At 45.5% G+C, this 22734-nt stretch carries 23 protein-coding genes; 15 read left to right on the top strand and 8 right to left on the bottom strand.

Going from position 1 to position 22734, the window contains the following annotated elements; genetic code table 11:
• Window positions 1-97 precede the first annotated feature (97 nt).
• The 12 genes from SDE_RS16090 to SDE_RS16040 all read left to right on the top strand — a co-directional run bounded on the left by SDE_RS16090 (window position 98) and on the right by SDE_RS16040 (window position 8005).
• The gene (locus tag SDE_RS16090) at window positions 98-817 is read left to right on the top strand and encodes a DUF4124 domain-containing protein (RefSeq protein WP_011469545.1); all 720 of its coding nucleotides are present in this window, start codon (window positions 98-100) and stop codon (window positions 815-817) included.
• 273 nt (window positions 818-1090) lie between these two features.
• Window positions 1091-1714, top strand: a complete 624-nt coding sequence (locus tag SDE_RS16085; protein ID WP_011469544.1) for a MarC family protein — start codon at window positions 1091-1093, stop codon at window positions 1712-1714.
• A 90-nt stretch (window positions 1715-1804) separates the two neighbouring features.
• The gene (locus SDE_RS16080; protein ID WP_011469543.1) at window positions 1805-2176 is read left to right on the top strand and encodes a VOC family protein; all 372 of its coding nucleotides are present in this window, start codon (window positions 1805-1807) and stop codon (window positions 2174-2176) included.
• Between the two features lie 64 nt (window positions 2177-2240).
• Window positions 2241-2594, top strand: coding sequence for a DUF1428 domain-containing protein (locus SDE_RS16075; protein ID WP_011469542.1), 354 nt, complete (start codon window positions 2241-2243; stop codon window positions 2592-2594).
• 72 nt (window positions 2595-2666) lie between these two features.
• Complete coding sequence (locus tag SDE_RS16070) at window positions 2667-3200, top strand: YdeI/OmpD-associated family protein (RefSeq protein WP_011469541.1); 534 nt, start codon at window positions 2667-2669, stop codon at window positions 3198-3200.
• A gap of 638 nt (window positions 3201-3838) precedes the next feature.
• The gene (locus tag SDE_RS16065; protein WP_011469540.1) at window positions 3839-4183 is read left to right on the top strand and encodes a hypothetical protein; all 345 of its coding nucleotides are present in this window, start codon (window positions 3839-3841) and stop codon (window positions 4181-4183) included.
• A 95-nt stretch (window positions 4184-4278) separates the two neighbouring features.
• Window positions 4279-4665: a tautomerase family protein gene (locus SDE_RS16060; protein WP_011469539.1), complete on the top strand. Its 387-nt coding sequence runs from the start codon at window positions 4279-4281 to the stop codon at window positions 4663-4665.
• 64 nt (window positions 4666-4729) lie between these two features.
• Window positions 4730-5269, top strand: a complete 540-nt coding sequence (locus SDE_RS16055) for an NUDIX domain-containing protein (RefSeq protein ID WP_143710911.1) — start codon at window positions 4730-4732, stop codon at window positions 5267-5269.
• 177 nt (window positions 5270-5446) lie between these two features.
• Window positions 5447-6181, top strand: coding sequence for a TMEM175 family protein (locus SDE_RS16050; RefSeq protein WP_158303887.1), 735 nt, complete (start codon window positions 5447-5449; stop codon window positions 6179-6181).
• A complete protein-coding gene (locus SDE_RS22010) occupies window positions 6178-6369 on the top strand; it encodes a DUF1289 domain-containing protein (RefSeq protein WP_083763052.1) in 192 nt (63 codons plus the stop codon). Before SDE_RS16050 ends, SDE_RS22010 begins: the two co-directional genes overlap by 4 nt.
• Before the next feature lie 71 nt (window positions 6370-6440).
• Window positions 6441-7415, top strand: coding sequence for an NAD(P)-dependent alcohol dehydrogenase (locus tag SDE_RS16045; protein WP_011469536.1), 975 nt, complete (start codon window positions 6441-6443; stop codon window positions 7413-7415).
• A 113-nt stretch (window positions 7416-7528) separates the two neighbouring features.
• Window positions 7529-8005, top strand: a complete 477-nt coding sequence (locus SDE_RS16040; protein WP_011469535.1) for a L,D-transpeptidase family protein — start codon at window positions 7529-7531, stop codon at window positions 8003-8005.
• 168 nt (window positions 8006-8173) lie between these two features.
• On the opposite strand, the gene SDE_RS22005 is transcribed toward SDE_RS16040, so the two are convergent.
• The 3 genes from SDE_RS22005 to SDE_RS16020 form a co-directional block, all read right to left on the bottom strand.
• Window positions 8174-10477: a glycoside hydrolase family 11 protein gene (locus SDE_RS22005; RefSeq protein ID WP_011469534.1), complete on the bottom strand. Its 2304-nt coding sequence runs from the start codon at window positions 10475-10477 to the stop codon at window positions 8174-8176.
• A gap of 254 nt (window positions 10478-10731) precedes the next feature.
• Window positions 10732-11538 (bottom strand): phytanoyl-CoA dioxygenase family protein, encoded by an 807-nt coding sequence (locus tag SDE_RS16025; protein WP_011469533.1) that lies wholly within the window; start codon window positions 11536-11538, stop codon window positions 10732-10734.
• A 122-nt stretch (window positions 11539-11660) separates the two neighbouring features.
• Complete coding sequence (locus tag SDE_RS16020) at window positions 11661-13082, bottom strand: PLP-dependent aminotransferase family protein (RefSeq protein WP_011469532.1); 1422 nt, start codon at window positions 13080-13082, stop codon at window positions 11661-11663.
• Between the two features lie 314 nt (window positions 13083-13396).
• Here SDE_RS16020 and SDE_RS16015 point away from each other — a divergent pair, with 314 nt between their 5' ends.
• Together SDE_RS16015 and ilvE are read left to right on the top strand one after the other, a co-directional pair.
• A complete protein-coding gene (locus tag SDE_RS16015; protein WP_011469531.1) occupies window positions 13397-14194 on the top strand; it encodes a PhzF family phenazine biosynthesis protein in 798 nt (265 codons plus the stop codon).
• Window positions 14181-15080, top strand: coding sequence for a branched-chain-amino-acid transaminase (gene ilvE, locus SDE_RS16010; RefSeq protein WP_226986439.1), 900 nt, complete (start codon window positions 14181-14183; stop codon window positions 15078-15080). The genes SDE_RS16015 and ilvE overlap by 14 nt, the downstream gene beginning before the upstream one ends.
• Window positions 15081-15172: 92 nt before the next feature.
• Here the strand turns inward: ilvE and SDE_RS16005 are convergent, their stop codons facing one another.
• Window positions 15173-15667 carry a hypothetical protein gene (locus SDE_RS16005; protein WP_011469529.1) on the bottom strand — a complete coding sequence of 165 codons (495 nt, stop codon included), beginning with the start codon at window positions 15665-15667 and terminating at the stop codon, window positions 15173-15175.
• Window positions 15668-15887: 220 nt separating this feature from the next.
• Here SDE_RS16005 and SDE_RS16000 point away from each other — a divergent pair, with 220 nt between their 5' ends.
• Window positions 15888-16664 (top strand): TatD family hydrolase, encoded by a 777-nt coding sequence (locus SDE_RS16000; RefSeq protein ID WP_041325891.1) that lies wholly within the window; start codon window positions 15888-15890, stop codon window positions 16662-16664.
• Between the two features lie 98 nt (window positions 16665-16762).
• On the opposite strand, the gene SDE_RS15995 is transcribed toward SDE_RS16000, so the two are convergent.
• From SDE_RS15995 to SDE_RS15980, 4 genes are all read right to left on the bottom strand, one after another.
• A complete protein-coding gene (locus SDE_RS15995; protein ID WP_011469527.1) occupies window positions 16763-17473 on the bottom strand; it encodes a SapC family protein in 711 nt (236 codons plus the stop codon).
• Between the two features lie 2 nt (window positions 17474-17475).
• Window positions 17476-19002, bottom strand: a complete 1527-nt coding sequence (locus SDE_RS15990; protein ID WP_011469526.1) for a tryptophan halogenase family protein — start codon at window positions 19000-19002, stop codon at window positions 17476-17478.
• Between the two features lie 84 nt (window positions 19003-19086).
• The gene (locus SDE_RS15985) at window positions 19087-21831 is read right to left on the bottom strand and encodes a TonB-dependent receptor (protein WP_011469525.1); all 2745 of its coding nucleotides are present in this window, start codon (window positions 21829-21831) and stop codon (window positions 19087-19089) included.
• A gap of 478 nt (window positions 21832-22309) precedes the next feature.
• Window positions 22310-22729, bottom strand: a complete 420-nt coding sequence (locus SDE_RS15980; protein ID WP_011469524.1) for a hypothetical protein — start codon at window positions 22727-22729, stop codon at window positions 22310-22312.
• Window positions 22730-22734 lie beyond the last annotated feature (5 nt).

The raw sequence follows: 22734 nt of genomic DNA, 5'->3' as shown, positions 1-22734 counted from the left end.
TTTCGTTAATTGCTGATTTAGCATCGAGTAAGTTAAGAAACGTTCACCTTAATAATTAGCGTTTTAGAATGTTTATGTGTATTTTACGCAGGAATATATGAGTAAAGCTAAATATTTAATAGTTCTAATTCTATTTGTAATGCATTACGCACAAGCTGAAGCATATAGATGTTTAGGCGCTGATGGAACAGTAGGCTTTTCTGATAAGCCGTGTGTACAAGGGAAAGCTACAGAGGTGGTACATTTACCAGATGAACTACCTGCTTGGGTTGCACAGCTTAAGAACAAAAAGCCGGTATCGGTAAAGATAATAGATGTAGTAAAAAATGATGGCGACATCAATATTAATTACGAGTTCGGCTCTGCAGCTGACGCTTCTGCTTTTATGCGGCTAACCAGTACGTTAAGCAAGCAGAATGTTACTTTGTTAAAGGTCTCACCTACCACTGGTGAAATGAGAGTTTCGAGTAAGTCACCCCCTTTGTTTTCCAAAATAATTAATGATAATAAATCTAAGAAAGCTGAGGCCAATAATGACTTTTCTAAATGTATACCAGAAATTGCAAGTCACGAGGGTAATTTTAGTTACGAAGAAGCGTGTGAAGTTCGTAAATCTTGCCCGGAGGGTAAAGCAGGTGAGCCAGTAAGGATGTACTGCACCCTAGTAAATATTGACCAGTGCAACACAAGCCGGTCTTGGCAAACAATTCAAGAGTTGGTGGGGTTGCCTTATAGCACTCAGGTACAAACGGTATCTAAGCAGGTATCTGTTGTTAATGGCGTGAAAACTACCAAGACCTGTGCGCTATACAATTAACCCAACACACACTACGTTTTACTCAAGCATGTAGTCGTTTCAAATAGCCTGCTAGCGCAGCACGAGCGTAAGATGCTAGCTGGTCGCGCCTTCGCTAGGCAGGCCCTACTTTGTTGCTTCGCCTTTGACGATATTAGCGCTTTAAGTGCTGTTTTTTGCGTATAATCTGTTCTGGGCTATACGGCTCTTACTTCCAGTTTCAACCTAATTCGCAGGCCAATAAGTACTGCGAGCTAAGGTATTCGTTTTAATCCGTTTTGTGGTAGTTAGTAAATGATAGATTATTTGGCCGTTTTTATAACCTTTTTTGCAGTTATAGACCCAATAGGCACCGTGCCGGTGTTTATTGCTGTAACGCGTGAGTACGATCAAAAAACAAAGCGTCGTATAGCATTGCTGGCCACTATTGTTGCTGCGTGTGTATTGCTGTTTTTTGTGGTTATAGGCGAAATAATCCTAAAGGCGCTATCTATTCCGCTTTCGGCATTTCAGATATCTGGGGGGATAGTGTTATTTCTGTTTGCGCTTAATATGATTTTTGGAGACAGTAAACCAGAAGAAGAGATTAAGTTTCTAGAGGATGATCACAAGGATACGGCTATTTTCCCGTTGGCCGTGCCCTCCATTGCTAGCCCTGGGGCAATGTTGGCGGCTGTGCTGCTAACAGAAAACGCAATATTCAGTTTGTTCGAGCAAGTTCAAACAGTGGTAATGATGTTGCTGGTTTTGGTAGTGGTTTACATATTAATGCTCTTGTCCGGGTTCATTACTCGATTTATTGGTACTAGCGGTGCCAGCGTGGTAAGCCGGGTAATGGGATTGATTTTATCTGCAATTGCTACCACTAATATATTAACGGGTATTAATGAATACTATCAATTTGTGCCAGCGTCATAGTGCAAGCAACACTACTTTAACGTAAGTATTGTACTACTATTCTATAGCATACCATTGTTAACGTTTCTAGATATGCGTATGGAGGAGAGTATGAAACTTGGTTGTTTTTCTGTAAGCCTAACCGTAAAAGACCTAAATAAATCGAAAGAGTTTTACCAAAAGCTAGGTTTCGAGGTTTTTGCCGGTGAGGAATCGCATGGTTTTTTAATTATGAAAAATGGCGATACTAATATTGGTTTGTTTCAGGGTATGTTTGATAAGAACATTTTAACGTTTAACCCAGGCTGGAATCAGAGTGCGGAAAACGTCGACGGGTTTACCGATGTGCGAGACTTGTGTGCAGAGCTTAAAGCAAAGGGGATAGAGGTTGTGGAAAACTCTGTAGCTGGCGATGCTGGCCCTGGCAGTTTCTCGGTTATCGACCCCGATGGTAACCCCATCCTTTTTGATCAGCATGTATAAATAAAGCAGTAAGCAATCCCTAAGGGGCAATCAAAAGCCAAATAATGGAAAGAAGGTAATCACTATGACTTACATTGATGGATTTGTGGCCGCTGTGCCAACCGCTAATAAAGACAAATATATCGCTCACTCAAAATTGTCTATCGCGGTATTTAAAGATCACGGTGCGCTTAAGGTTATTGAAGCATGGGGGGAAAACGTGCCAGATGGCGAGGTAACGTCCTTTCCTAGGGCCGTGCAGTGTAAAAGTAATGAGACAGTTGTCTTCTCTACGGTTATTTGGCCATCCAAAGCCGCCAGAGATGCTGGCTGGGAAGCTATTATGGCCGATGAAAGAATGGACCCAAATAACAATCCCATGCCCTTTGATGGCAAGCGCCTAATTTTTGGCGGCTTCGATGTTATTGCCGAAGAATAGCTCACTAATTGTTAAGTTATTAGTCGCCATTAATTAGCTAGCGCCTGCCCGCGGTATAAAGGAGCACTGCGAATGAGTATTACGTTTAAAGCCAAGTTGTGCCAAGCTGCGGGCCATACTGCTGGTAATTTATGGGCCTTTATTGTTTTTCCAAAAAGCGCGAGCGATAAATTGCCGCGCAGGGGCCGTACCAGCGTAGAGGGTACTATTAATGGCCACGCATTTAGCGCAACACTTCAGCCAGACGGTAAGCTAAGCCATTGGCTGCAGGTAGATGGTGAATTGCTACAAGCGTTAAGTAACAGTGTTGGAAAGAAAGTGGATGTGGCATTTACCCCTGTAGCGACAGAGCCCGAGCCACAGGTGCCAGAAGATTTAAGTGATGCGCTAGCGGCCACACCAGCAGCACTGGAAAACTGGCAGCAAACAACGGTAATAGCACGTGTAGATTGGATACACTGGGTAGAGTCTGCTAAGCAGGCGAAAACACGGGTAAAGCGAATAGCCAATGCGTGCGATATGTTGGCTAGCGGCAAACGAAGGGTGTGTTGTTTCGACCAGTCTGGCTTTTATAGCAAAGCGCTATGCGCCCCAAAAGAAGCTTAGCTATTTAACCCGTTTTATTTTGGGCCCGTGTAATTGCTGTAATAATTAGCCGCGGGGCGTGGTAAAAATAGTGGCCATTGCGTAATCGAATGGCCACATACTGCTTAATGTCCTAAAACATTCGTGGGGTGTTTCTTCTGTGCTTTAACGGCTTTCTTTTCTTTTGCTGTTAACAGCGGTTTCTTCTTGGCGTTCTTTTTTGCATCTTGACCTTTGCTCATGACATTTCCTCTAGTTTGTGGCTTCATGATCCAAAGTTAGTGTTAGCTAACCGGTAGCTAGGCACAACCCGTTTATGTAAACCTACTGGGCAGTGTATAGCGCATTGAGTATGAGCTTAGCTACACAGAAAAGCTAGCGGCCACCAGCCTGTTTACAAACTATTTTTTTGTTTAAGTGATCTGCTAGGGGGGGCAGCTTCTTGGGACGTGTTTTACACTATGCTAACAGACGCCAGAAGTGAGTGTAGGTTAGTGTTTAGCACGGTTGTAAACGCTTGCATGCAACCCAATGGCCGTATTAGATTGGCTGGGTTTACTTATAGATTGATAGGGTGATTTTAAATAGGTGTTTTAGAACACGCGAAGCCTTTGCATAGCAAGGCCTTAGCTGCGCCGCATTTTTATAGAGGAAAGTGAATGATAGTTGAAGTTGGTGAAAAGCTGCATGTTATGTACCGCTCGCTCTACGAGAAATCTACTCGACGGCACTTTATAGGTGAAGTAAAGGCGGTTGACAGGTCGCTGTGCCGCATAGAAGGCTATGTATTTGTTTACGATGACAAAAGCACCGAATTCATAAAAAAGGCGGAAAAGCGTATTACTATAATTGATGTGGCGGAAAGTGGCTTTATTGTTAACGTGATAGACTCAGCCGTAGTACTGGAAAACGTGCGTTACAAATATGCCCCGAACGTAGGCTTAATAGCAACCGACAACAATAATTTTACTTTGAATATTAATGAGTTTGGCTCTAAAAGCTAAGCGCCGCGCTATTGCACTTTTAAAGTAGCGTTTTTTGCTATGCATTTAGCAGCACAAATTATAGATAAATTAGGCATGTATAGGGAGCGATAAAGATGATTGTTATTTACGGAATAAAAGAAAACCTTAACCCAATAAAAGCGAAGCTTTCGGATGTGATACACGGTTGCATGCAAAATGTACTTGGCATGCCAGAAGACAAGCGTGCCCACCGTTTTATGCCCATGGATAAAGCAGACTTTTACTACCCCGGTGGCCGCACCGATGCGTATACCGTAATAGAAATTAATATGATGGCAGGCCGCAAGCCAGAAACGCAAAAAGCGTTAATAAAAGCCATTTTTACCAACATAGAAGATCAGCTAGGCATGGCGCCGGTAGATGTGGAAATTGTTATAAAAGAGCAAGCGCCGTATCAATGGGGCTTTCGCGGTATGACTGGTGATGAAGTTAGCGACTTAAAATACACGGTGAATGTATAGGTGAAGCTTGTGTAGTTATACACAAGCGTTGCTCAAGCCCGCCTTACGAAATACGAGAATGGTAATGCGAGAAATAACCAAACTAGAAAGTCGCGTAGTGTATGCCAATAAATGGATGAGCGTACGCGAAGACAAAGTTTTAAGGCCGAGTGGTGCCGAAGGTATTTTTGGTGTGGTAGATAAACCCGACTTTGCGGTAATTTTACCAGTCGAGCAGGGGCATATTCACTTGGTGCAACAATATCGTTACGCCGTAGAAGCGCGCTATTGGGAATTGCCTCAGGGGTCTTGGGAGGAAAGCCCAATCGCGGATCACCTAGCTTTAGCTGCAGGGGAACTAAAAGAAGAGACGGGGTTGGTGGCTGCTAGCATGGTGTATGTGGGGCACCAGTATTTGGCATATGGGTATTCTAGTCAGGGCTATCACATTTACCTTGCCACGCAATTAACTCAAGGGCAAACAGATCTCGACACGGAAGAAGAGGGGCTTATCTCTCGCCGTTTTAGTTTGCAAGAGTTTGAAGCTATGATTATTGCTGGCGACATTAAAGATGCAACTACGGTAAACGCCTACGGGCTAGCAAAAATTAAAGGTATGCTTTAGTGCAGGCTTGCTACACGGAACGTATTAAAAGAAACTCTGATTAACCCCAATAGCTTTTTACTAGAGCCAAGACGTTCAGCCTCAAGGCGTTCTTCGCAGCTAATGGCCTTAGTCCTTAGCAAGAAGAACAGCGAAGCGGATGGGGTTATTCAGAGGTTCCTAAACAGAGAGAATGCAATGACTTGGACAGAACAAACACTCGCAGCGCTACCAGTAAAAAACGGGTTTAGGTTACGTGGCGAAAGTATGACGCGATTGGAGGTGTTCTCTGATGCTGCATTCGCGTTTGCGATGACAATGCTGGTGGTATCTGTGGGCAGTATTCCCCATAGCTACAGTGAATTGATTTTAGCCCTTAAAAATGTGCCCGCTTTTGCGCTTAGCTTTGCACAAATTGCTGCCTTTTGGGTGTTTCATCGCAATTGGAGTAGGCAAGTGGGGCAAGAGGATAAGGTATCCACTTTTCTCACCTTATTAATGATTTTTATTATTCTTATTTATGTTTACCCTTTGCGCTTAATGTTTTCTTCTTTTTTCCATTTTGTAAGTAATGGCTGGTTACCAAGTGAATTTTTAATTACCAGCGCCCGTGAAATGGCAAATCTATTTATTATTTATGGTGTAGGCTATGTTGGCTTAACCAGTGTTATAGGGTTGCTTTACCTGCATGCGTACCGCTCTGCCACTACGCTTGCATTAAACACAGTGGAAACTTTACTTGTTAGGCGCAGTACGCTTATTTGGTTTGCTCAAGTGTGTACTGGCTTTGTTTCTGTATTGTTTGCTTGGTTAATGCCAGCTTCTATTGCTGTGTACGCTGGCTTTGTGTATTTCTTTTTGGCTATAGTTATACCTCTTATTTACTATATTACTGGGCCGCGTATTATTGCTGCGCAAAGTGAGCTATCGTGAGTGACGACGAGCAGCCTATTGAATCTCCGTGCGTGCGGTGTTGCTGTTTAGATTTAGGTGATATCTGTGTGGGCTGTAATCGCACATTAACCGAAATTTGTAATTGGAATAATTTGTCCAACACGGAAAAATTGGACGTGTTGGAAAAGTGCAAAATACGAGAAGCAAGCAAATTTAAGCGTACGTAGCGCTAATAATCTCAGCCCCGCTAGCTAAGTTAGCGGGCTACCTCTTTCTACCCACTAAAAATGCAAAGCCTATGAAAGCCATTTTATGTAAGCAATATGGTGCACCCAGTGTATTACATGTGGGGGAAGTGCCAAAACCTGCCCCCAAACCTAATGAAATACTTATTCGGGTGCGCGCCGCCGAAGCCACCAAGGCCGACTGCGAAATGCGTGCATTTAAGTTTGCGGTTAAATGGTTTTGGTTGCCATTACGCTTAGCCATGGGTATTACTAAACCTCGCAACCCTGTGCTGGGTGGTTATTTTGCGGGTGAGGTTGAAGCGCTAGGCGAACAAGTTACAAACTTTAGTGTAGGCGACCAAATATTTGGCAGTACCCAAATGCGTTTTGGTGCCTATGGTCAGTATGTGTGTTTGCCTGCAAGTTATACCCTTGTTAAAAAGCCTAACAATATTTCTTTCGAGCAAGCCGCTGCTGTGCCTTTAGGTGGGTTAAATGCATTACACTTTTTAAGTAAGGCAAATATTAAACCGGGCGATAAAGTACTAATAAATGGCTCTGGTGGCAGTATAGGCAGCTTTGCATTGCAAATTGCTAAGCATTGGGGTGCGCACGTTACCGCTGTAGATATTGGGTTTAAAGAGAACTTTATACGCTCGTTAGGTGCCGATGAGTTTATTGATTACACCAGAACAGATTTTACCCGCAATGCTATAAGCTACGATGTGATTTTTGATATGGTGCCCAATAGCTCTTTTGAAGGGTGTATAGCGTCGTTGGTACCTAACGGCGTTTATTTAATTGGCAACCCGCGTTTAACCGATTTGTTAAAAGCGAATATTAAACGCTACGGTAAGGGCAGAGCCGTACACGTTGCATTTGCCCGCGAAACACTCGAAGAGCTAACTACGCTTAAAAATATGATAGAAGCCGAAGCGATTATGCCGGCGGTAGATAAGGTGTATCGCATGGGGCAAGCGGCCGAGGCGCATATGCGGGTAGAAACGGAACGGCGACTAGGGAGTGTTGTGATAGTTATTAGTTAGTAATTGCTAATCGCTAGTAACTAACTACTAGTAGCTAGTGATTATTATTTGGCACTTATCGATTGGTATTCCACATGTTAAGCGTTTAATTTATTAATTTTATGAGCGACTAAATGAAATACTTTGTTTTATTGTTTGGTTTGTGTTTGTCTGGCTTGGTATTCGCAGAGGTTGATTTAGTTAAGGTTGTTAAATCAAAGGGGGCGCTTTACCTTATGAAAGGCGAAACCGTAGTGAAACAATACGCTGTTGTGTTTGGTGCAAACCCTAAGGGGCACAAGCAGCAAGAGGGTGACGAGCGCACACCAGAAGGCGTGTATAGCTTGGATTATAAAAAAGAAGATTCAGCATTTTATAGAGCTATGCATATTTCTTACCCAAATGCCGAAGATGTACGCAAAGCTAAAGCGCGTGGTGTTTCTGCGGGCGGATTTATTATGGTGCATGGTCAGCGCAATGGATTGGGTTGGTTGGCGTTTGTAATGCAAAACTTTAATTGGACAAACGGTTGTATTGCACTTACTAATTCAGACATGGACGAGTTTATGGATAAGGTGAAAGTAGGAACGCCAATTGAGATTGTGTGGTGATCACGCCTTCGTAAATTAATCACTTACCGCACAGTTTTTTTAAGGTTTTTCGGGTTAGTAATAGCGATTATTTGGTTGCTTACATATTTCCCAGAATTAAAAAGGGCGGGTTTTAAACCGCCCTTAATATTAACATTTAACTATACAGCGCTAATTCTGCACTCTAGTTTATTGTGAGTTACAGGTATTTTGCGAAACGCAGCTTTGTGAGTTTTCCCAGCCCCAACCGTCGTTGGTAGTTTGGCATAATGGAATGCTGGTGCCGTACCAGTTACACATGCCGCCATTACCGCCATTTCCTGTATTGCTGCCAGTGTTGCCGCCGGTATTTGTGCTTGGTGCAACTGCGCGGCCAGTGCTTGGGTCTATTTTACCTGCACATAGCCCTCTTGCTCTTAGATTGGCTGCAAATTGTGATATGGCTCCGTTGGTATTGTTGTAGCTGGCATCGTGCATCAAAATTACTTGGCCGTTTTGCAACTGATTAGCCGAGTTGGCAATAGCTGAAGCGCTTGCGCCATCCCAATCGCGCGAATCTACATCCCAGGTTATTACGCGCAGGCCTAAATCTTGTGCCGCTTGATTAATGGTGGAGTTTGTTTCGCCATAAGGCGGACGGAATAGAGTTGGCGTTGCGCCCCCAGCATTCACAATAGCTTGATTGGTGCTGGCGAGTTCGTCGCGAACTTGTTGATAGCTCCAATTAAGCATATGGGAATGGGTGTAGCTGTGGTTTTGAATTTCACCAACACTTTTTTGCTGGGCAAACTGACCTGTATTGGCAGCAATATTTTGGCCTGTGTTAAACCAAGTTACTGGGGTTAAGTTATTTTGTTGTAGTAAGTTTATTAATGTAGCGGTGTTATTGCCTGGGCCATCATCGAAGGTAATACCTACATAACCGTTACAGCTACTTGTACCGTTATTGCTTGATGTTCCTCCAGAGCTACCGGTTGTGCCGCTGCTGCTAGTGCAATTTCCACTAAAGCAATCGTCGGTGTGACCAAAACCAATTTCGCCGCTGCAGTGCATTGTTTCCGAATAGGAGCCACCACCACAGGAACCGCTGTAGGTCGCCGTGTTGTATTCCATATCTTCCGCTTGGCGAGTTTCGCCATTTACTATTACGTAATCGAGAATAACATCGCGACCGTTGGCATCGTTGTCGAATTGTACTTCTACATCACCAGATGCATTGCCGTTGTAAACATAATTTTGGTTGCTGGTGGTGAGCGTCCAATTGCCTACTATATTGCCGCCAACAATAAGGTTGATATGTTCATCGCCATTGGTACCGCGTGCGCGAACAGTAATGCCGCTGTTATTGTTACCGCCAGAGCTTGTGCTAGAGCTGGTTGAGCTACTAGACGAACTAGAACTTGTAGAAGATGCACCATTACAGTTGCCGCTAAAACAATCACTGGTATCGCCAAAGCCAATTACACCGCTGCAGTGCATGGTTTGCGAATAGGAACCGCCACCACATTCACCACTGTAAGTTGCGGTGTTGTATTCCATGTCTTCTGCTTGACGAATTTCGCCATTCACATACACATAGTCTAGCTCTACATCGCGACCACTAGCATCGTTGTCGTATTCTACTTGCAGGTCGCCTGCGGCATTACCGGTGTAGGTGTAATCTTGCATGCTGGTTGAAAGCGTCCAGTCTGCCACTACGTTACCGCCAATAATTAAATTGATATGTTCTTGGCCGCTTACACCTTGTGCGCGCACAACAATATTGGTACCACTTGGGCCACCGGTGCTAGAGCTACTCGAACTAGTACTGCTCGAACCGCTGCCTTCGCTAACGGTAATATTGGAGTTGCCGCTACTTTGATAACCTTCGGTGGCCATTACCATGTAATTGTGTGTGCCTAGGTTAAGGCCATGACTCGCCCACGCATCAAAATGGTTGCCGGTTGTTATGGTGCCGCCTACGCGTTTTTGTTGCCTAACACTCCAGTACTGATAAAACGTTGCAGTGCCTTCAATTGACGGTTGGTTAACGCGTTGGGTGCGATAAATATCGTAAGTGCCGCCATCGGTGTTGACGGTGCCGTAGTAGGTTCCGCTTTCACCTGGGCGATAGGTGCCCCAGCTTTCAATGATGTAGTATTCAATGAGTGGGTTTTGGGTCCAACCGTAGAGGGTTAAATAACCATTGCCCGAGGGGTTAAACGTACCGGAATAGTTTACGGTTTTGCGTCCCCCCGTTTGCCAGCCTTTACCTCCCACCCAGTTACCGGTATTGCTCCACGATGAACTGTAATTGCCGCCATTGCCGAGTGTCATAGAAACAGTGCCAGCACTGTCGGTCCAGAAGGAATAGTAGTAACCACCATGAGTACCAGTTTGGTTTGAGGTTAAGGTTTGTGCATCCACTGGCGTAAACCAGAGAGTTGCTGCAGCGGTTGCTATTGCTGCGAGGGCTTGCTTGAGGCGTCTGCCGCATACATTGATTGACTTCATTATTATTCTCCATATTAGCCACTGCTTGGTTGGTAAGTAAGATAGGAATTGAGTGGCTGCTATACGTTGTACTAACCCATTGCGAGTTAGCGTGTTTGATTCACTTTTCCTGCTGCTTTTATTGTTAAGGTGCGAGTGAATCGAGTTGGAGTATACATGTATACAAGATGTTCGGGCAATATGGTCTATAGAACCATAAGCTATATTGGGTGAGAGCGAACAGTTAACAGCTAGCAGCGTACAGTTTGTTGTTACTAGATCAACCTGAGTACAGGCGAGTCTGGATTAGGCGGCGCTAATGCTATTTCGGGTTGACTAGCAGATCGTGTATTTACTAGTGGCGCATTGTTGCTATCGCGGTAGGTAAACACCAAGGCAAGTTTGGGTGTATCTGTGTGGTTGCGGCTGGCGCAATGTAAAAGTTTGCAGTGAAAAAATAATACATCGCCGGGGGCCAAGTTAATTTCCATTGCTTGGTCTATGTGTGCTTTGTTTTCTGGTAAGTCTGCGCGAAAAAATAAATTCTCGTCGAATTGTTCTTTGCTAAAGCTTGTGCGATGGCTGCCCGGTATTACTTTCAAGCCGCCGTTGCGTGCATCTTCTTCGCCTAGTGCTAGCCACGCAGTAATAAGCTGTGGTTGTTGAAACGCCCAATAACGAATGTCTTGGTGCCAGCCGGTATCGCTGCTAAAGGCAGGGAATTTAGTCATTAAACAATTGTGGTGCGCTTGGCTTAAAAAGACTTGAGTATTGCCAAATAAAGTTTGCAGCGCTTGCACCATAGCTGGTCTTGTGGCCCACGCTTTATATAGCGGTTGGCGAACGTAAGCACCTAGTTGGCGGCGTACGGTATTGCCACCGTCTGCGGTGGCATGGGTAGGGGCGCCGGGGTAGCCAACGGCCGCTTCTAGTTCTAATGGTTGCTCTGGGTTAGCCAATTGCTGTTGCGCTAGGCTTTGCAGGGCTTCTAAATCGGCTTTGGGGGCGAAATGGCGCAGCACTAAAAAGCCGTGTTTATTAAAGCTTTCGTATTCGTTGCTACCTAGCAGAATTTCTTGCATCTACTGTTTACCGTACAAATAGTGAGTGTTAGCCCCAAAACTGGGGCGCGCATTGTAATGGTGCCGAGTATTTTCGGCACCATATTTTGTGCAACATAAATACAGCCACGGGGTAAGTGCTGTTATTTGCTCAATTGCATATGTTCAATTCTAGCGCCCAACCAGGCTAAGCCTTTTTCTACTTTTTCATCCCACTTGCAGGCGCAAGACAGCCGCATAGCGTTTTTAAACTTTTGCTTTGCTGAAAATATAGGGCCGGGTGCAATGCTAATACCTTGGCCTAAGGCCAGCTGGGCAAGTTCAAATGTATTAATAGCGCAGGGCAGTTCCACCCATATTACAAAGCCGCCTCTGGGTTGGCTTACTCTTGTACCCTCAGGGAAGTAGCGCAAAACGGCGTCGGTCATGCGGCTAACCGCACGCGCGTACTGCCCCCGAGCTTGGCGCAGGTAGCGGTCGTATCGGCCGCTTTCTAAAAAGTGAGCTACCGTAAGTTGCGGCAAGGTAGCGCTGGCTATATTGCTTACGTACTTTAAGTACTCTACGCGCGCCAAGTGCTTACCGGCGGCTATCCAGCCAACGCGCAACCCAGGGCTTAAGGTTTTAGAAAACGAGCTGCAGTAAATAATATCGGCCTGCGGTGCCAAACTGCGGCACAGTGCTGGGCGGTGCTTATCGAAGCTTAAGTCGCCGTACACATCGTCTTCTATAAGGGGCACGTTGTGCTCGGTAAGTAGTGATGTAAGTGCCAACTTACTCTCGTCGGGCATGGTGTAGCCCAAGGGGTTACTGCAGTTGGCCACTACAACACAGGCTTTAATTGGCCAGCGCTCTAGGGCCAATTTTAGGGCATCTAGGCTCATACCTGTTTGTGGGTCTACGGGTATTTCTAAGGCTTCTAAGCCAAGAGATTCTATAACCTGCAACAGCCCGTAAAAGGTGGGGGATTCTATAGCTACAATGTCTCCCGCTTTAGTGACGGCCTTTAGGGCGATAGTAAGCGCTTCCTGGCATCCGCTTGTAATTACAATTTCTTCGCTGCTTACCGCACAACCCGCCTCGCCCATACGGCGTGCTATTTGGCGGCGAAGTTCTAGCGCACCCGGCGGCATTTCGTAGCTTAATGCGCGGTCGCCAAAGCGCTTTTGGGCTTGGCTGGTGGCTTGGCTTATGGGCTGAACAGGTAAAAAAGACAAGTCTGGCACTGCGGCGCCCAGCTGTAATATATGGTGTTTATTGGCCGCTTTTATCAGGCTTAGGGCCATATCTTGGCCGGTAACATTGCTGGGCTTTGGGTCTGACTGTGCCGCTGCAACGATAGGGCTTACGGTTTGGCGAGCGCGCACATAAAAGCCTGAGCGCGGGCGAACGTCTACCCAGCCATCATCTTCCAATACCCTGAATGCCGACTGGGTAGTGGCAATACTTACATTGCGCTGGCGGCTTATTGCGCGAATACCGGGCAGCTTATCGCCGGGGCGGTAATGGCCGTTTTCTATTTGTTTAACTATATCGGTGGCCAAGGTTTGGTAAAGGTGCGACATAGTATGCCTGTCTGTTTTTGCTTTTGGTTTTTGCTTTGCTGTTTTTAGACTATTTGGGCCTTACTGGCGGGGCCGTTCTAGCCAATAACAGTTGTATGGGTTTTTGATAGGTACAGTTTGGTTGCTGTACAACTGTACTGGTTTAATTAATTTTATTTTGCAACTGTACTGCTTTGCTGGCACTAGGTAAAGTGTTGCTTAAAATTTAACCCAGCTATTTGCGCGGCAACCATATGGCTAGTGGCTGTATCGGTTGCTGTTGAACGCCTAGGGTTAAGTTGAAACACAATAAAAGCAAATAAGAAGGAGCGCTTATGAGCACCCCAATAGTCTGGATAGATGCCTTTACCTCAACACCCTATGGCGGCAACCCTGCGGCAGTGTGTTTACTTTCTTCACCTAAGCCGGATGCTTGGATGCAAGCACTGGCGGCAGAGCTAAATATTTCTGAAACGGTATTTTTACTGGCGCTTGATGATGGCAGTTACAGCTTGCGTTGGTTTACACCTGCAGCCGAGATTGAATTGTGTGGCCACGCTACATTGGCATCGGCGCACGCACTGTGGAATCACTTTAACCAAAGCGGCGAGACGCTGGTGTTTAAAACCTTAAGTGGTGATTTAACCGCGGTAAAAAACGAGCAGGGAATTACGCTTAACTTTCCAGAGGTTGCGCCAACACCTTTTGCAATTAATGCCGATGTAGCAGACGCGCTCGGCAAACAGCCCGTGTGGAGTGGCCAAGCGGGTAAAAAATTATTTATCGAGCTTGAAAGTGCGCAGGCAGTACGCGATTGCCAGCCAGACTTCGCCGCTATTTGCGCATTGCCTTTGCGCGGTGTGGTAATTACCGCCGCTAGTGACGAACCGCAATACGATTTTATTTCGCGCTTTTTTATACCTGAGCTAGGCATAAACGAAGACCCAGTAACCGGCTCGGCTCATTGCAGCCTTGCCCCTTATTGGGCAGCTAAATTTAACAAAACCACTTTAACGGGCTACCAAGCGTCTAAGCGCAGTGGCGTAGTTAAAGTAGCCCTTATTGAAAACCGCGTAACCCTTACAGGCCAATGCCAAACCATTTTTGCAGGAGAATTAAGTGAGCACCTCTAGTTTAAAGCAAGCAGTAACGCAAGCGGCCGCCGAGCCAATGTGTTGGTTAAACGGCACTATTATACCTGCGAGTGAGGCTTCGGTTTCGGTGTTAGACCACGGCTTACTGTATGGCGACGGGGTGTTTGAGGGAATTCGTTTTTATAACGGTAAAGTGTTTAAGCTTGCTGAGCACCTACAGCGCCTGTTTGATTCGGCAAAAATATTACAGCTAGCTATGCCCTACAATGGCCAGCAACTTACGCGTGCAACCCAAGCGTTAATAGACGCGTGCCAATGGTCCAATGGCTACATTCGTTTAGTGGTAACCCGCGGCCAAGGGCCAATGGGGTTAGACCCCCGCCCATGCCACAGCCCTAACGTGTTTATTATTGTGGGCCAGTTAAGTGTTGTGGGCGATGATATTCGCAAGCGCGGTGCTAAAGTAATTATTGCATCTACACGCAGGCTGGGTGCCGATGGCTTAGATCCAAGAATTAAAAGTTTGAATTACTTAAACCATATACTGGCAAGAATGGAAGCCAATGTAGCCGGTGCCGATGAGGCCATTTTATTAAACGCTGCGGGTAGGGTGGCAGAAGGTTCGGCGGATAATGTATTTGTAGTGCGTCACGGTGAATTGCTAACGCCGCCAGTTATAGAAGGGGCACTGGCTGGTATTACGCGGCAAACAATTATCGACTTGGCCAACGCGCTTAACATTTCCTGTAAAGAAGTCGCGTTAGCGCCCTACGATTTATATACCGCCGACGAATGCTTTTTAACTGGAACAGGGGCAGAGCTTATACCCGTTGCAAGTGTGGATGGCCGAGAAATAAGCCATTGCAATGGAGAAATAACCCAGCGCTTAAGTGAAGCTTACAAACAACTTACTGGAGCGAGCTAATGGCAAGACATTAACACGTTGATCTTGAATGCTAGGGCAGCATATTCACCCCCTTAACTGCCCTAGTTTTTTTGAATAAAAAATACGCATTGCTAAAGTGGATTTATCACCTCCTCTGTCACTTTTGACTTACGCGTATTGGGGAATAATAATTTATCGTTTTCATTCGCTTGCTCTATGCATTGGCCCTTTATGGCAATGCTTGTGCGTACTATGTGTTCTTCGAGTGTGATATAGCCCTCTGTGCAATAACCGTTGGTATTTAATAGCTCGATTAAACGCTGTTGCGCACGCTGGGCAATGGCTTCTTTGTTAGGCCCGTCTTCGTGTGAGCTGTGCGAATTACGTGGTTTGTCATCTCTTGGGGGCGCGCCATCTCGCGGGGGCTTATCGCGTTTGCCACTGGGTTTGCTCTTACTCTTGCTTTGCATAGTGCTGGTGTAATCGAAGCTTTTGGTTCCATCTAAATAAATATGTGTTGTAAAGCTAATAACTGGCTCTTTGGGGGTGCTTGCGCAGCCACTAATGGCGGCCGCTAAACCTATACTTGCTATTATTTGAATACAAACTGGGGGTAAACTGCGCATGGTAATTCAACTGCTCTATTTCTAGTATGTTAGGTGCCTAGTTAGTTTATTAGGCTGAATAAGCATATAACCTAATGTAATTGCTTAAAGCTAAGACGCCACAACCCGCGAATGGTTGCATAGCAAATATGGATTAATTGTGCAGAATGCTATGTGTGTTTTGCGTTAGTAATAACACCTAGCGGTATATACAAAATTTTTACTCATGCTGGCCAAAAACATGATAGATACTCATTGTCATATAGACTTCCCCAAATTTGATGCAGACAGGCAAGCAGTATTGGCCAGTAGCTTACGCGCGGGCGTGCAAAAAATAGTGGTGCCAGGGGTAAGTGCAAGCCAGTGGCCAAAAATACAAGCGCTAATTGAACAAACCCCCTCGTTATATTTTGCCGTAGGTGTGCACCCTTGGTGGGTGAATCAATCGGTAATTGCTAAGTTGGAATCGCTAGAGAGCGAAATAGCGACATTTTTATCGCACAAAAAATGTGTTGCCGTTGGGGAATGTGGGTTAGATAAGCTGTGCGATGTGCCCTTTGAATGGCAAGTTGATGTGCTTAATTATCATATTGAATTAGCCAAACGCTTTTGCAAACCCATTATTTTACACAGTGTGAAAGCCCACAATGCGACGTTGGTACATTTAAAAAATGGTGCGTTAACGCACGGTGGTGTAGTACATGCATTTAGCGGAAGCACACAAGAAGCCGACCAATATTGGCAGCAGGGGTTTTACTTAGGTATAGGTGGCACCATTACTTACCCAAGGGCAAATAAAACCCGCAAAGCCGTAGCCGCTATGCCATTAGATGCGTTGCTACTAGAAACCGATGCACCGGATATGCCAATGAACGGCCGCCAAGGGCTGCGCAATAGCCCAGAGTATTTACCCGAAGTGGTAGCAGTAATTGCCGAGCTAAAAAATATTAGCCCTAGCGAAGTTATAGCAGCCACTACGGCCAACGCGCAGAAGTTGTTCAATTTTAACGGTGACTAAGTTTTGCCTCTTTGTTGTTCTGTGCTTTTTTAAACTTGCTACTTAGCTCTTTCCACTTAGCTCTTTCCACTTAACTCTCGCTACTTAGCTTCTGCTACTTAACTCTCACACATTACGGTTTCTAGTTGAGTGTTTTTCTTTTTAATCAATTGTTGTACTAGCCCCATAGAGTGGTTCATTACTATGGCTGCACTCAGGTAGCCGCGTTTATTTAGGGTGTCTAGTAATGGCGCCGACAGGCTATTTAAACGCTGGTCGCTAACCGTGTATAACCCTTCCATTTTTGTTTGGCTGCCGTCGCAAAAAGTGACATCTAATTGCACTGGCTCAATTAATTGCATGTCTTGTAGTGTTTGTACAAACGCAATGGTGTCGTCGCGACCGGTGTGTATTAACGATAAGCACTGCAATATTTTTTGCATATAACTCGAAGGCTCACCGTTAGGGGTGAAGATTTTCTTGCCATCTTGTTGGGACACCAATGGGCTGTGGGTATCTATATACACTTCATTGTTTGGCCCAACGTGAAATGGCAAGCGTTCGAATGCTAAGGGTAATGCATCACTGTTCCACAGGCCATTTAAAAGGTAGAGATTTTCTTCGGCTGAAAACCCCATAAGGGCTATACAAACAAATTCTCCTGTTTGAGCGCTCTTGGTTAAAAACAATGGAAAGTGAGTTGCAAGGCTGCCTACTTCACTAAGTAGAACGGGCACCATATTGCTATTGGCTTCGCGTGTATATTCGAAGGCCTCGCTTACGACTAAGTTGGCGTGCTGGGAAAAATTTAATAATTCTATACTGGCCATAATTAAATTACCTGCATGCGGTGTTGATGTAATGTGTTTAGCAACTCACGTGTTGGCGGTAGGGCTTTAATAGCGCGATGTTTGGTGAAGCTTGTTTCTTCTAGTAGCTGCTGGTAGCGCGCTTTGTTTACTTCGTCTTCTCTGCAATGTGTTTTAAAACCCATGCCGTAAAGTACATATTGATAGCTTGCCGCGGGGAAAACTTCATCTTTGTGCAGAAAATCGTGGCGCCACGGGGGTTGATATTGCCATAGGTTTAATAGTTCTTGTAGGGATTCGGGTATGGAGCATGCATCTTGCTGTGCACACCAAAATTCGGAGTCGCGTCGTTGGCTAAGCACATAGTGTAATTTTAAAAAGTCGATAATACGCTGCCAGCGGTAGTGAAAGGTGGTGTTAAAGCGTTTTTCAACAATAGGCATAATACTGGTGTGCGCGGGTAACTGGTCGCGAATAAATTGGGCAGACATTTCCACCAGTACTAAAGCGGATGCTTCTAGTGGCTCTAAAAAACCAGCGGCTAGGCCAATGGCTACGCAGTTTTTTTGCCAAAACTTCTCTCGGTGACCGCAGGGCATAGGAATTGTTTTGGTTTCTAGCGATTGCACATCGGTGCACAGGTAGTCGGCCAATTGCTGCTTTGCTGTTTGATCATCGATGTACTTACTAGAGTAAACATGGCCTACGCCGCGTCTGCTTTGCAGGCCTATATCCCATATCCACCCACTTGTTTGGGCGGTAGAAAGGGTGTGGGGAGCAATAGCTGAATTTTCAGTTGGGTAGGGTACGTGAGTGGCTATGGCTGTATCTAAAAATAAAATATCGCTCTTATCTACAAAGGGCACATCTAGCGCTTGCCCTAATAGTAGTGAACAAAAGCCAGAGCAATCTATATAAAGGTCGGCCTCAAGTTGGCCTGCTTCTTTTGTTAGTAGGTAATCTATTTCGCCGCTATCTGTTAGTTTTACATTTTCTACAGTGGCTTTAACGTGGGTAACGTTTAATTTTTTTGTGCAGTGGTGTGTTAAAAACGGTGCAAATTTGCCCGCGTCTAAATGGTAGGCATAATTTGCAGCGCCTGCGTATTCGGGCATTGTTAATGTTTTAGGCGCAAGGTTTTTTTCGCATAAAGCTTGCTGAAAACACACGCTGTTAGAGAAGGATTCTCCGCTTTTTTGGTCGAGCCAGAAAGGTGCGCTATTAAATTCGTCGAAATCGCGCGGTAGCATTAGCGGGTGATAGTAGTAGTCTGATTGCTCGCCAGTTTTCCACTGGCAAAATTTCGCGCCCTGTTTGAACGATGCATCACATTGCCTTAGAAAGTCTGTTTCTGAAACGCCCATTTCTTGCAGGGTTGTTTTCATTGTGGGCCAAGTACCTTCGCCTACCCCCACCGTTTTAATGTTGGGTGACTCCACAACGGTTATGGATACCGAAGTACCATGCTTTGCCGCAATAATGCCTGCGGTTAACCAGCCAGCTGTACCACCACCCACAACAAGTATGGATTCTACTTTTTTAACTTTCATTTTCAGTGCTCCATTCAACTTGCTTGCTGAATTTTTTGAAAGAAAAAAGGGCCACCATAAAGATGGCCCAACACTGCTACGGGGCTAGAACTGTGCGCGTACACCTACGGCATAACGCGGGCCGGAAGTGGTCGCCTCTACCAATTGGTTGGCATAGCGGCCGTGAGAGCGATTGCCTTGATCGGTTATGTTAATGCCTTCCATAAATACAGATACGTTATCTGAAATATCGTAACTGGCGGAAAGATCTATTTGCGAGTAGGCGTCGACAATAGTGGGCTCGGTGGTTGCCTGTGAGGTTTGACCAAAGCGCTGTAAAAACTCATCGCGCCAGTTGTAGGCAATACGCGCTTGGAAGGGGCCTTTCTCGTAGTAGCCAACTAAGTTCGCTGAATGGCTTAAACCGGTAACCGCAAATGTTTGCTTTACGTCATCCACGTTGTAGTCGGAATCTGTATACACTAGGGTTAAGTTGGCGATAGTGCCAAAACCGGTATCGCCAAATGCATGCTGGCCGGCAAGTTCAAAACCATGCAGCTGTGCATCTTCACCATTGACTGGGCGTGTAATTTCAAACTCAGCAAGTTGGTCTGCTGCGTCAGGGCCTTCTGGGTCTGTGCCGGTGGATGGGTCTGTTACGCCGTTAATTGTTTCGGTTAGTACACCGTCTACAATAAAATTGTTTACGTTTTTTAAGAAAAACCCCGCAGAAATATAATCTACTTCATTTAAATACCACTCTAACGAAAGGTCGAAGTTATCTGCTATAAAGGGTTTTAAATCGGGGCTGCCGGCACTGCCAGCAAGTAAACCTGGGCGTGTTGTTGCAATCGTGCGCACGGGTGTCATTTTGTCGAGCGATGGGCGCGTTAAGCTGCGCGAAGCGGCAACACGTACAACCATATCGTCGTTTAAGGCTAACTTGGCCGACATGTTTGGCAAGAGCACATCGTAGCCAGCGCTTGCGGTAAAGAAGTCCTCAGCACTAAATGTTGTGGTCATGTTTTCTTCTGGGTCGGTGAAGGTAAGCAGGGTAAGCGAAGCCTCTACACCGGTTGAATCTATTGCTGTGGATTCATAGCGTGCGCCAGCAACTAACGTTAAATCTTTGCCTGCAAAATCGGTGGCAGTGGTTAACTCAAAATAAGCAGCGGTGGTTTTTTCGTTAATAATAAACGATGAGTTTTGAAATGTAGGCTCGAAGTGGTCTGCAGGCGCGCCCGCATCGGCAAGCCACGCTGCACGCACTGCGTTAGGGTCGAATGAATAATTGCCGAGGTTCAATGCACGTAAATCTGCGCTACCGCTAAATTGATCCATAAACCCGCTATCTAGTGCTACCCATGTGTAGTCTGCATCGTTTACATCTTGTTGGCCGTAGCCACTGGCAGTATCCCAGGCAAAATCATCCCACGAAAGGTTGTTAGAAATGTTAGAGATAGTTTTGGTTTGATCGGTAAACATTACGCCAGCGGCGAGCGTTGTAGAGCCGCCGTCGTCAAAGGTGAAATCTGCACGTGTTTGATTAATTTCATCTTTGTAATTGTTAGAATACAACTCGTTAACCCAAGTGCGCAGGCGCGATGGGTCTTGTACAGAGGGTGTCGCGGTTGCATCAGAGTTGAATACTGGGAAGGCTAAATCGCCAGATACTGCAAAACCCCAGTTTTGTGCTATTTGTACGTCGGATTGATTAATGTTGTACTCGCCATCTGGGTTGGATTCGGACGTCGAAGCCGAGTGTTCTACGCTTAATTTTGCGGCGTCGGTTATGGCCCAATCTACATTTAAGCTGGCTGAGGTATTAACTGTGCGTGAGGTGGGTGCCTTGGTAAAAAAGTCGATGGTGCTAGCGCCCTGATCGTAGGCTACGACGGTACCGTTTTTATCGGTAACGATAGATTGCGCAGTATTTTGACTAAACCATAATGCCAGCTCTTCTGCGTAGCGATCTATTTTAAAATCGGAGTATTGTAAATCTGCAGTAGCGGTCAGCGTGTCGGAAGGTGCGTATTGCAACACTAGATTGCCGTTAATGCGTGTGCGAGTATCTTGCCTGCGGTTAAACGCCGATTGTTGAGGTACAAATATATGGTTATTGGTGTTAGCAGAATTATCGAAATTCGCTACGCCAGATACGTCTGGGTCTACGTTCCACTTAGTTACACGCAACTGGTCTTCTTGCGACTCGCGCTGCTGATAGCTAGCGGCAAGTAAAATGCCAAAAGAGTCATCTAGGTTTTTGCTGAACAAACCAGAGGCTTGTGGTGTGGTGCCGCCCGCATCTAAATCGCTAGATAACTTTACGCTGCCCGCCATTTTGTCGCCAATATCCAGTGGGCGCGCAGTTTTAATATTAATGGTGGCACCTATGCCGCCAGATTGCACCGCAGCGGACGATGTTTTATATACCTCAACGCCACTCACCATTTCGGCCGCTACTTCGTCGAAGTTAAACGCACGGCCACTTTCTTTACTTGGCATTTGGCGACCGTTTAAAAGCACCAAGTTGAAACTTGGCCCCATGCCGCGCACGCTTACTTGGCGACCTTCACCACCGCTGCGGTCGATAGATACACCGGTTATACGCTGTAGAGATTCCGCAAGGTTTGTATCTGGAAACTTGCCTATGTCTTCTGCGGAAATTGCATCCACAACGCCGTTAGCTTCACGCTTAATATCTACTGCTTGTTGTAGTGATGCGCGTATACCCGTAACGACAACTTCCTCTAACGAATTGTTTTGCGCGAGCACAGTAGTAGAGCTGCCGCCAGCAATACCGATGGCGATAGCTATGGGCTTTATTTTAAATGTATAGTGATTTCTCATGGTCGAATTCCCCTCTATGGGTTGCCCCTATTATTAAAAGACTTAAATGTTATTAAGCCTGCTTGCTGCATTACCGCGCTGTTGCTCGGTAACCTTGAAGGCGTGAATTACTGCGCTGCGCCTATCAAACTTCTTGTTTAAAACAATTCAGCCATAGCGGTGTTTAGGTGGGACTTATGTATAATTTTTTTATTGTTATATGTTGTTTTAAAAAACACTCTGTGTGTCAAAATGACTATATGTTTTTTGGGTATTGTACATAAGCTTGTTGACTAGTGCACTAATTATTGGGCGACTAGCATACAAGTTGTGTGTTGACTGGGCTTATGAGGTTAAAAATAATATAAATAAAGGGCGGGTAAGCGGTAAACTCGGCTTCTAGCGAAGGCGGTGGGGGGGGGCGTTTAGGTTCTACGCTGTACTACAGGCACATAAATATTTTATTGTTTTTAATGTAACTATATGTGCCAAGCAGCCGTTATCGTTCGGTTATTAACTTGAGTATAGGAAAGCGACTTAAACCAAAATTTACCTGCAAGCTTATGGTTTCGTTGCCTGCAAATTTCTTTTCTATTGGTTGCGGTGGTTTGCGGGAGCAGTCGCCCAATATGGCTAGAAGTTGGTCTTGCGTAAAAATACGTTGGCCAGAGGAAGTATTGCGTAGCGTAATAAACCCAAAGCGCTCGCCTTCTTCTGAACTCATTATGGAGTAGTTTATTAGCTCGAATTCATTCTTTGCCGGAAATATATCGTTATCGTTTTCGCAGTAAAGCTCGCTGTTTTTAAATGGGGTGGGTTCAAAGGTAAGGGTTTTATCTGTGCGGTCGGCAGCCAAAGAGGGGGCGGAAAATATTGTAAGGTAAAGGCCGGTAAATGCAGCTAGGTAATTACGTATCATGGTGT

Origin of the sequence: Saccharophagus degradans 2-40 (genome assembly GCF_000013665.1) — a bacterium.
Classification (GTDB): Bacteria; Pseudomonadota; Gammaproteobacteria; order Pseudomonadales; family Cellvibrionaceae; genus Saccharophagus; species Saccharophagus degradans.
This window is presented reverse-complemented; position numbering and strand designations above follow the sequence as displayed.

What these genes read in the sequence shown, in the direction of transcription:
- SDE_RS16060 (WP_011469539.1), top strand. Translation starts at nt 4,279, where the DNA reads ATGATTGTTATTTACGGAATAAAAGAAAACCTTAACCCAATAAAAGCG.
- SDE_RS16090 (WP_011469545.1), top strand. Translation starts at nt 98, where the DNA reads ATGAGTAAAGCTAAATATTTAATAGTTCTAATTCTATTTGTAATGCAT.
- SDE_RS16015 (WP_011469531.1), top strand. Translation starts at nt 13,397, where the DNA reads ATGAGCACCCCAATAGTCTGGATAGATGCCTTTACCTCAACACCCTAT.
- SDE_RS15995 (WP_011469527.1), bottom strand. Translation starts at nt 17,473, where the DNA reads ATGGCCAGTATAGAATTATTAAATTTTTCCCAGCACGCCAACTTAGTC.
- SDE_RS16000 (WP_041325891.1), top strand. Translation starts at nt 15,888, where the DNA reads ATGATAGATACTCATTGTCATATAGACTTCCCCAAATTTGATGCAGAC.
- SDE_RS16020 (WP_011469532.1), bottom strand. Translation starts at nt 13,082, where the DNA reads ATGTCGCACCTTTACCAAACCTTGGCCACCGATATAGTTAAACAAATA.
- SDE_RS22005 (WP_011469534.1), bottom strand. Translation starts at nt 10,477, where the DNA reads ATGAAGTCAATCAATGTATGCGGCAGACGCCTCAAGCAAGCCCTCGCA.
- SDE_RS16040 (WP_011469535.1), top strand. Translation starts at nt 7,529, where the DNA reads ATGAAATACTTTGTTTTATTGTTTGGTTTGTGTTTGTCTGGCTTGGTA.
- SDE_RS15980 (WP_011469524.1), bottom strand. Translation starts at nt 22,729, where the DNA reads ATGATACGTAATTACCTAGCTGCATTTACCGGCCTTTACCTTACAATA.
- SDE_RS16075 (WP_011469542.1), top strand. Translation starts at nt 2,241, where the DNA reads ATGACTTACATTGATGGATTTGTGGCCGCTGTGCCAACCGCTAATAAA.
- SDE_RS16080 (WP_011469543.1), top strand. Translation starts at nt 1,805, where the DNA reads ATGAAACTTGGTTGTTTTTCTGTAAGCCTAACCGTAAAAGACCTAAAT.
- SDE_RS16005 (WP_011469529.1), bottom strand. Translation starts at nt 15,667, where the DNA reads ATGCGCAGTTTACCCCCAGTTTGTATTCAAATAATAGCAAGTATAGGT.
- SDE_RS16070 (WP_011469541.1), top strand. Translation starts at nt 2,667, where the DNA reads ATGAGTATTACGTTTAAAGCCAAGTTGTGCCAAGCTGCGGGCCATACT.
- SDE_RS16055 (WP_143710911.1), top strand. Translation starts at nt 4,730, where the DNA reads ATGCGAGAAATAACCAAACTAGAAAGTCGCGTAGTGTATGCCAATAAA.
- SDE_RS15985 (WP_011469525.1), bottom strand. Translation starts at nt 21,831, where the DNA reads ATGAGAAATCACTATACATTTAAAATAAAGCCCATAGCTATCGCCATC.
- SDE_RS16025 (WP_011469533.1), bottom strand. Translation starts at nt 11,538, where the DNA reads ATGCAAGAAATTCTGCTAGGTAGCAACGAATACGAAAGCTTTAATAAA.
- SDE_RS16085 (WP_011469544.1), top strand. Translation starts at nt 1,091, where the DNA reads ATGATAGATTATTTGGCCGTTTTTATAACCTTTTTTGCAGTTATAGAC.
- SDE_RS16045 (WP_011469536.1), top strand. Translation starts at nt 6,441, where the DNA reads ATGAAAGCCATTTTATGTAAGCAATATGGTGCACCCAGTGTATTACAT.
- SDE_RS16050 (WP_158303887.1), top strand. Translation starts at nt 5,447, where the DNA reads ATGACTTGGACAGAACAAACACTCGCAGCGCTACCAGTAAAAAACGGG.
- SDE_RS15990 (WP_011469526.1), bottom strand. Translation starts at nt 19,002, where the DNA reads ATGAAAGTTAAAAAAGTAGAATCCATACTTGTTGTGGGTGGTGGTACA.
- SDE_RS16065 (WP_011469540.1), top strand. Translation starts at nt 3,839, where the DNA reads ATGATAGTTGAAGTTGGTGAAAAGCTGCATGTTATGTACCGCTCGCTC.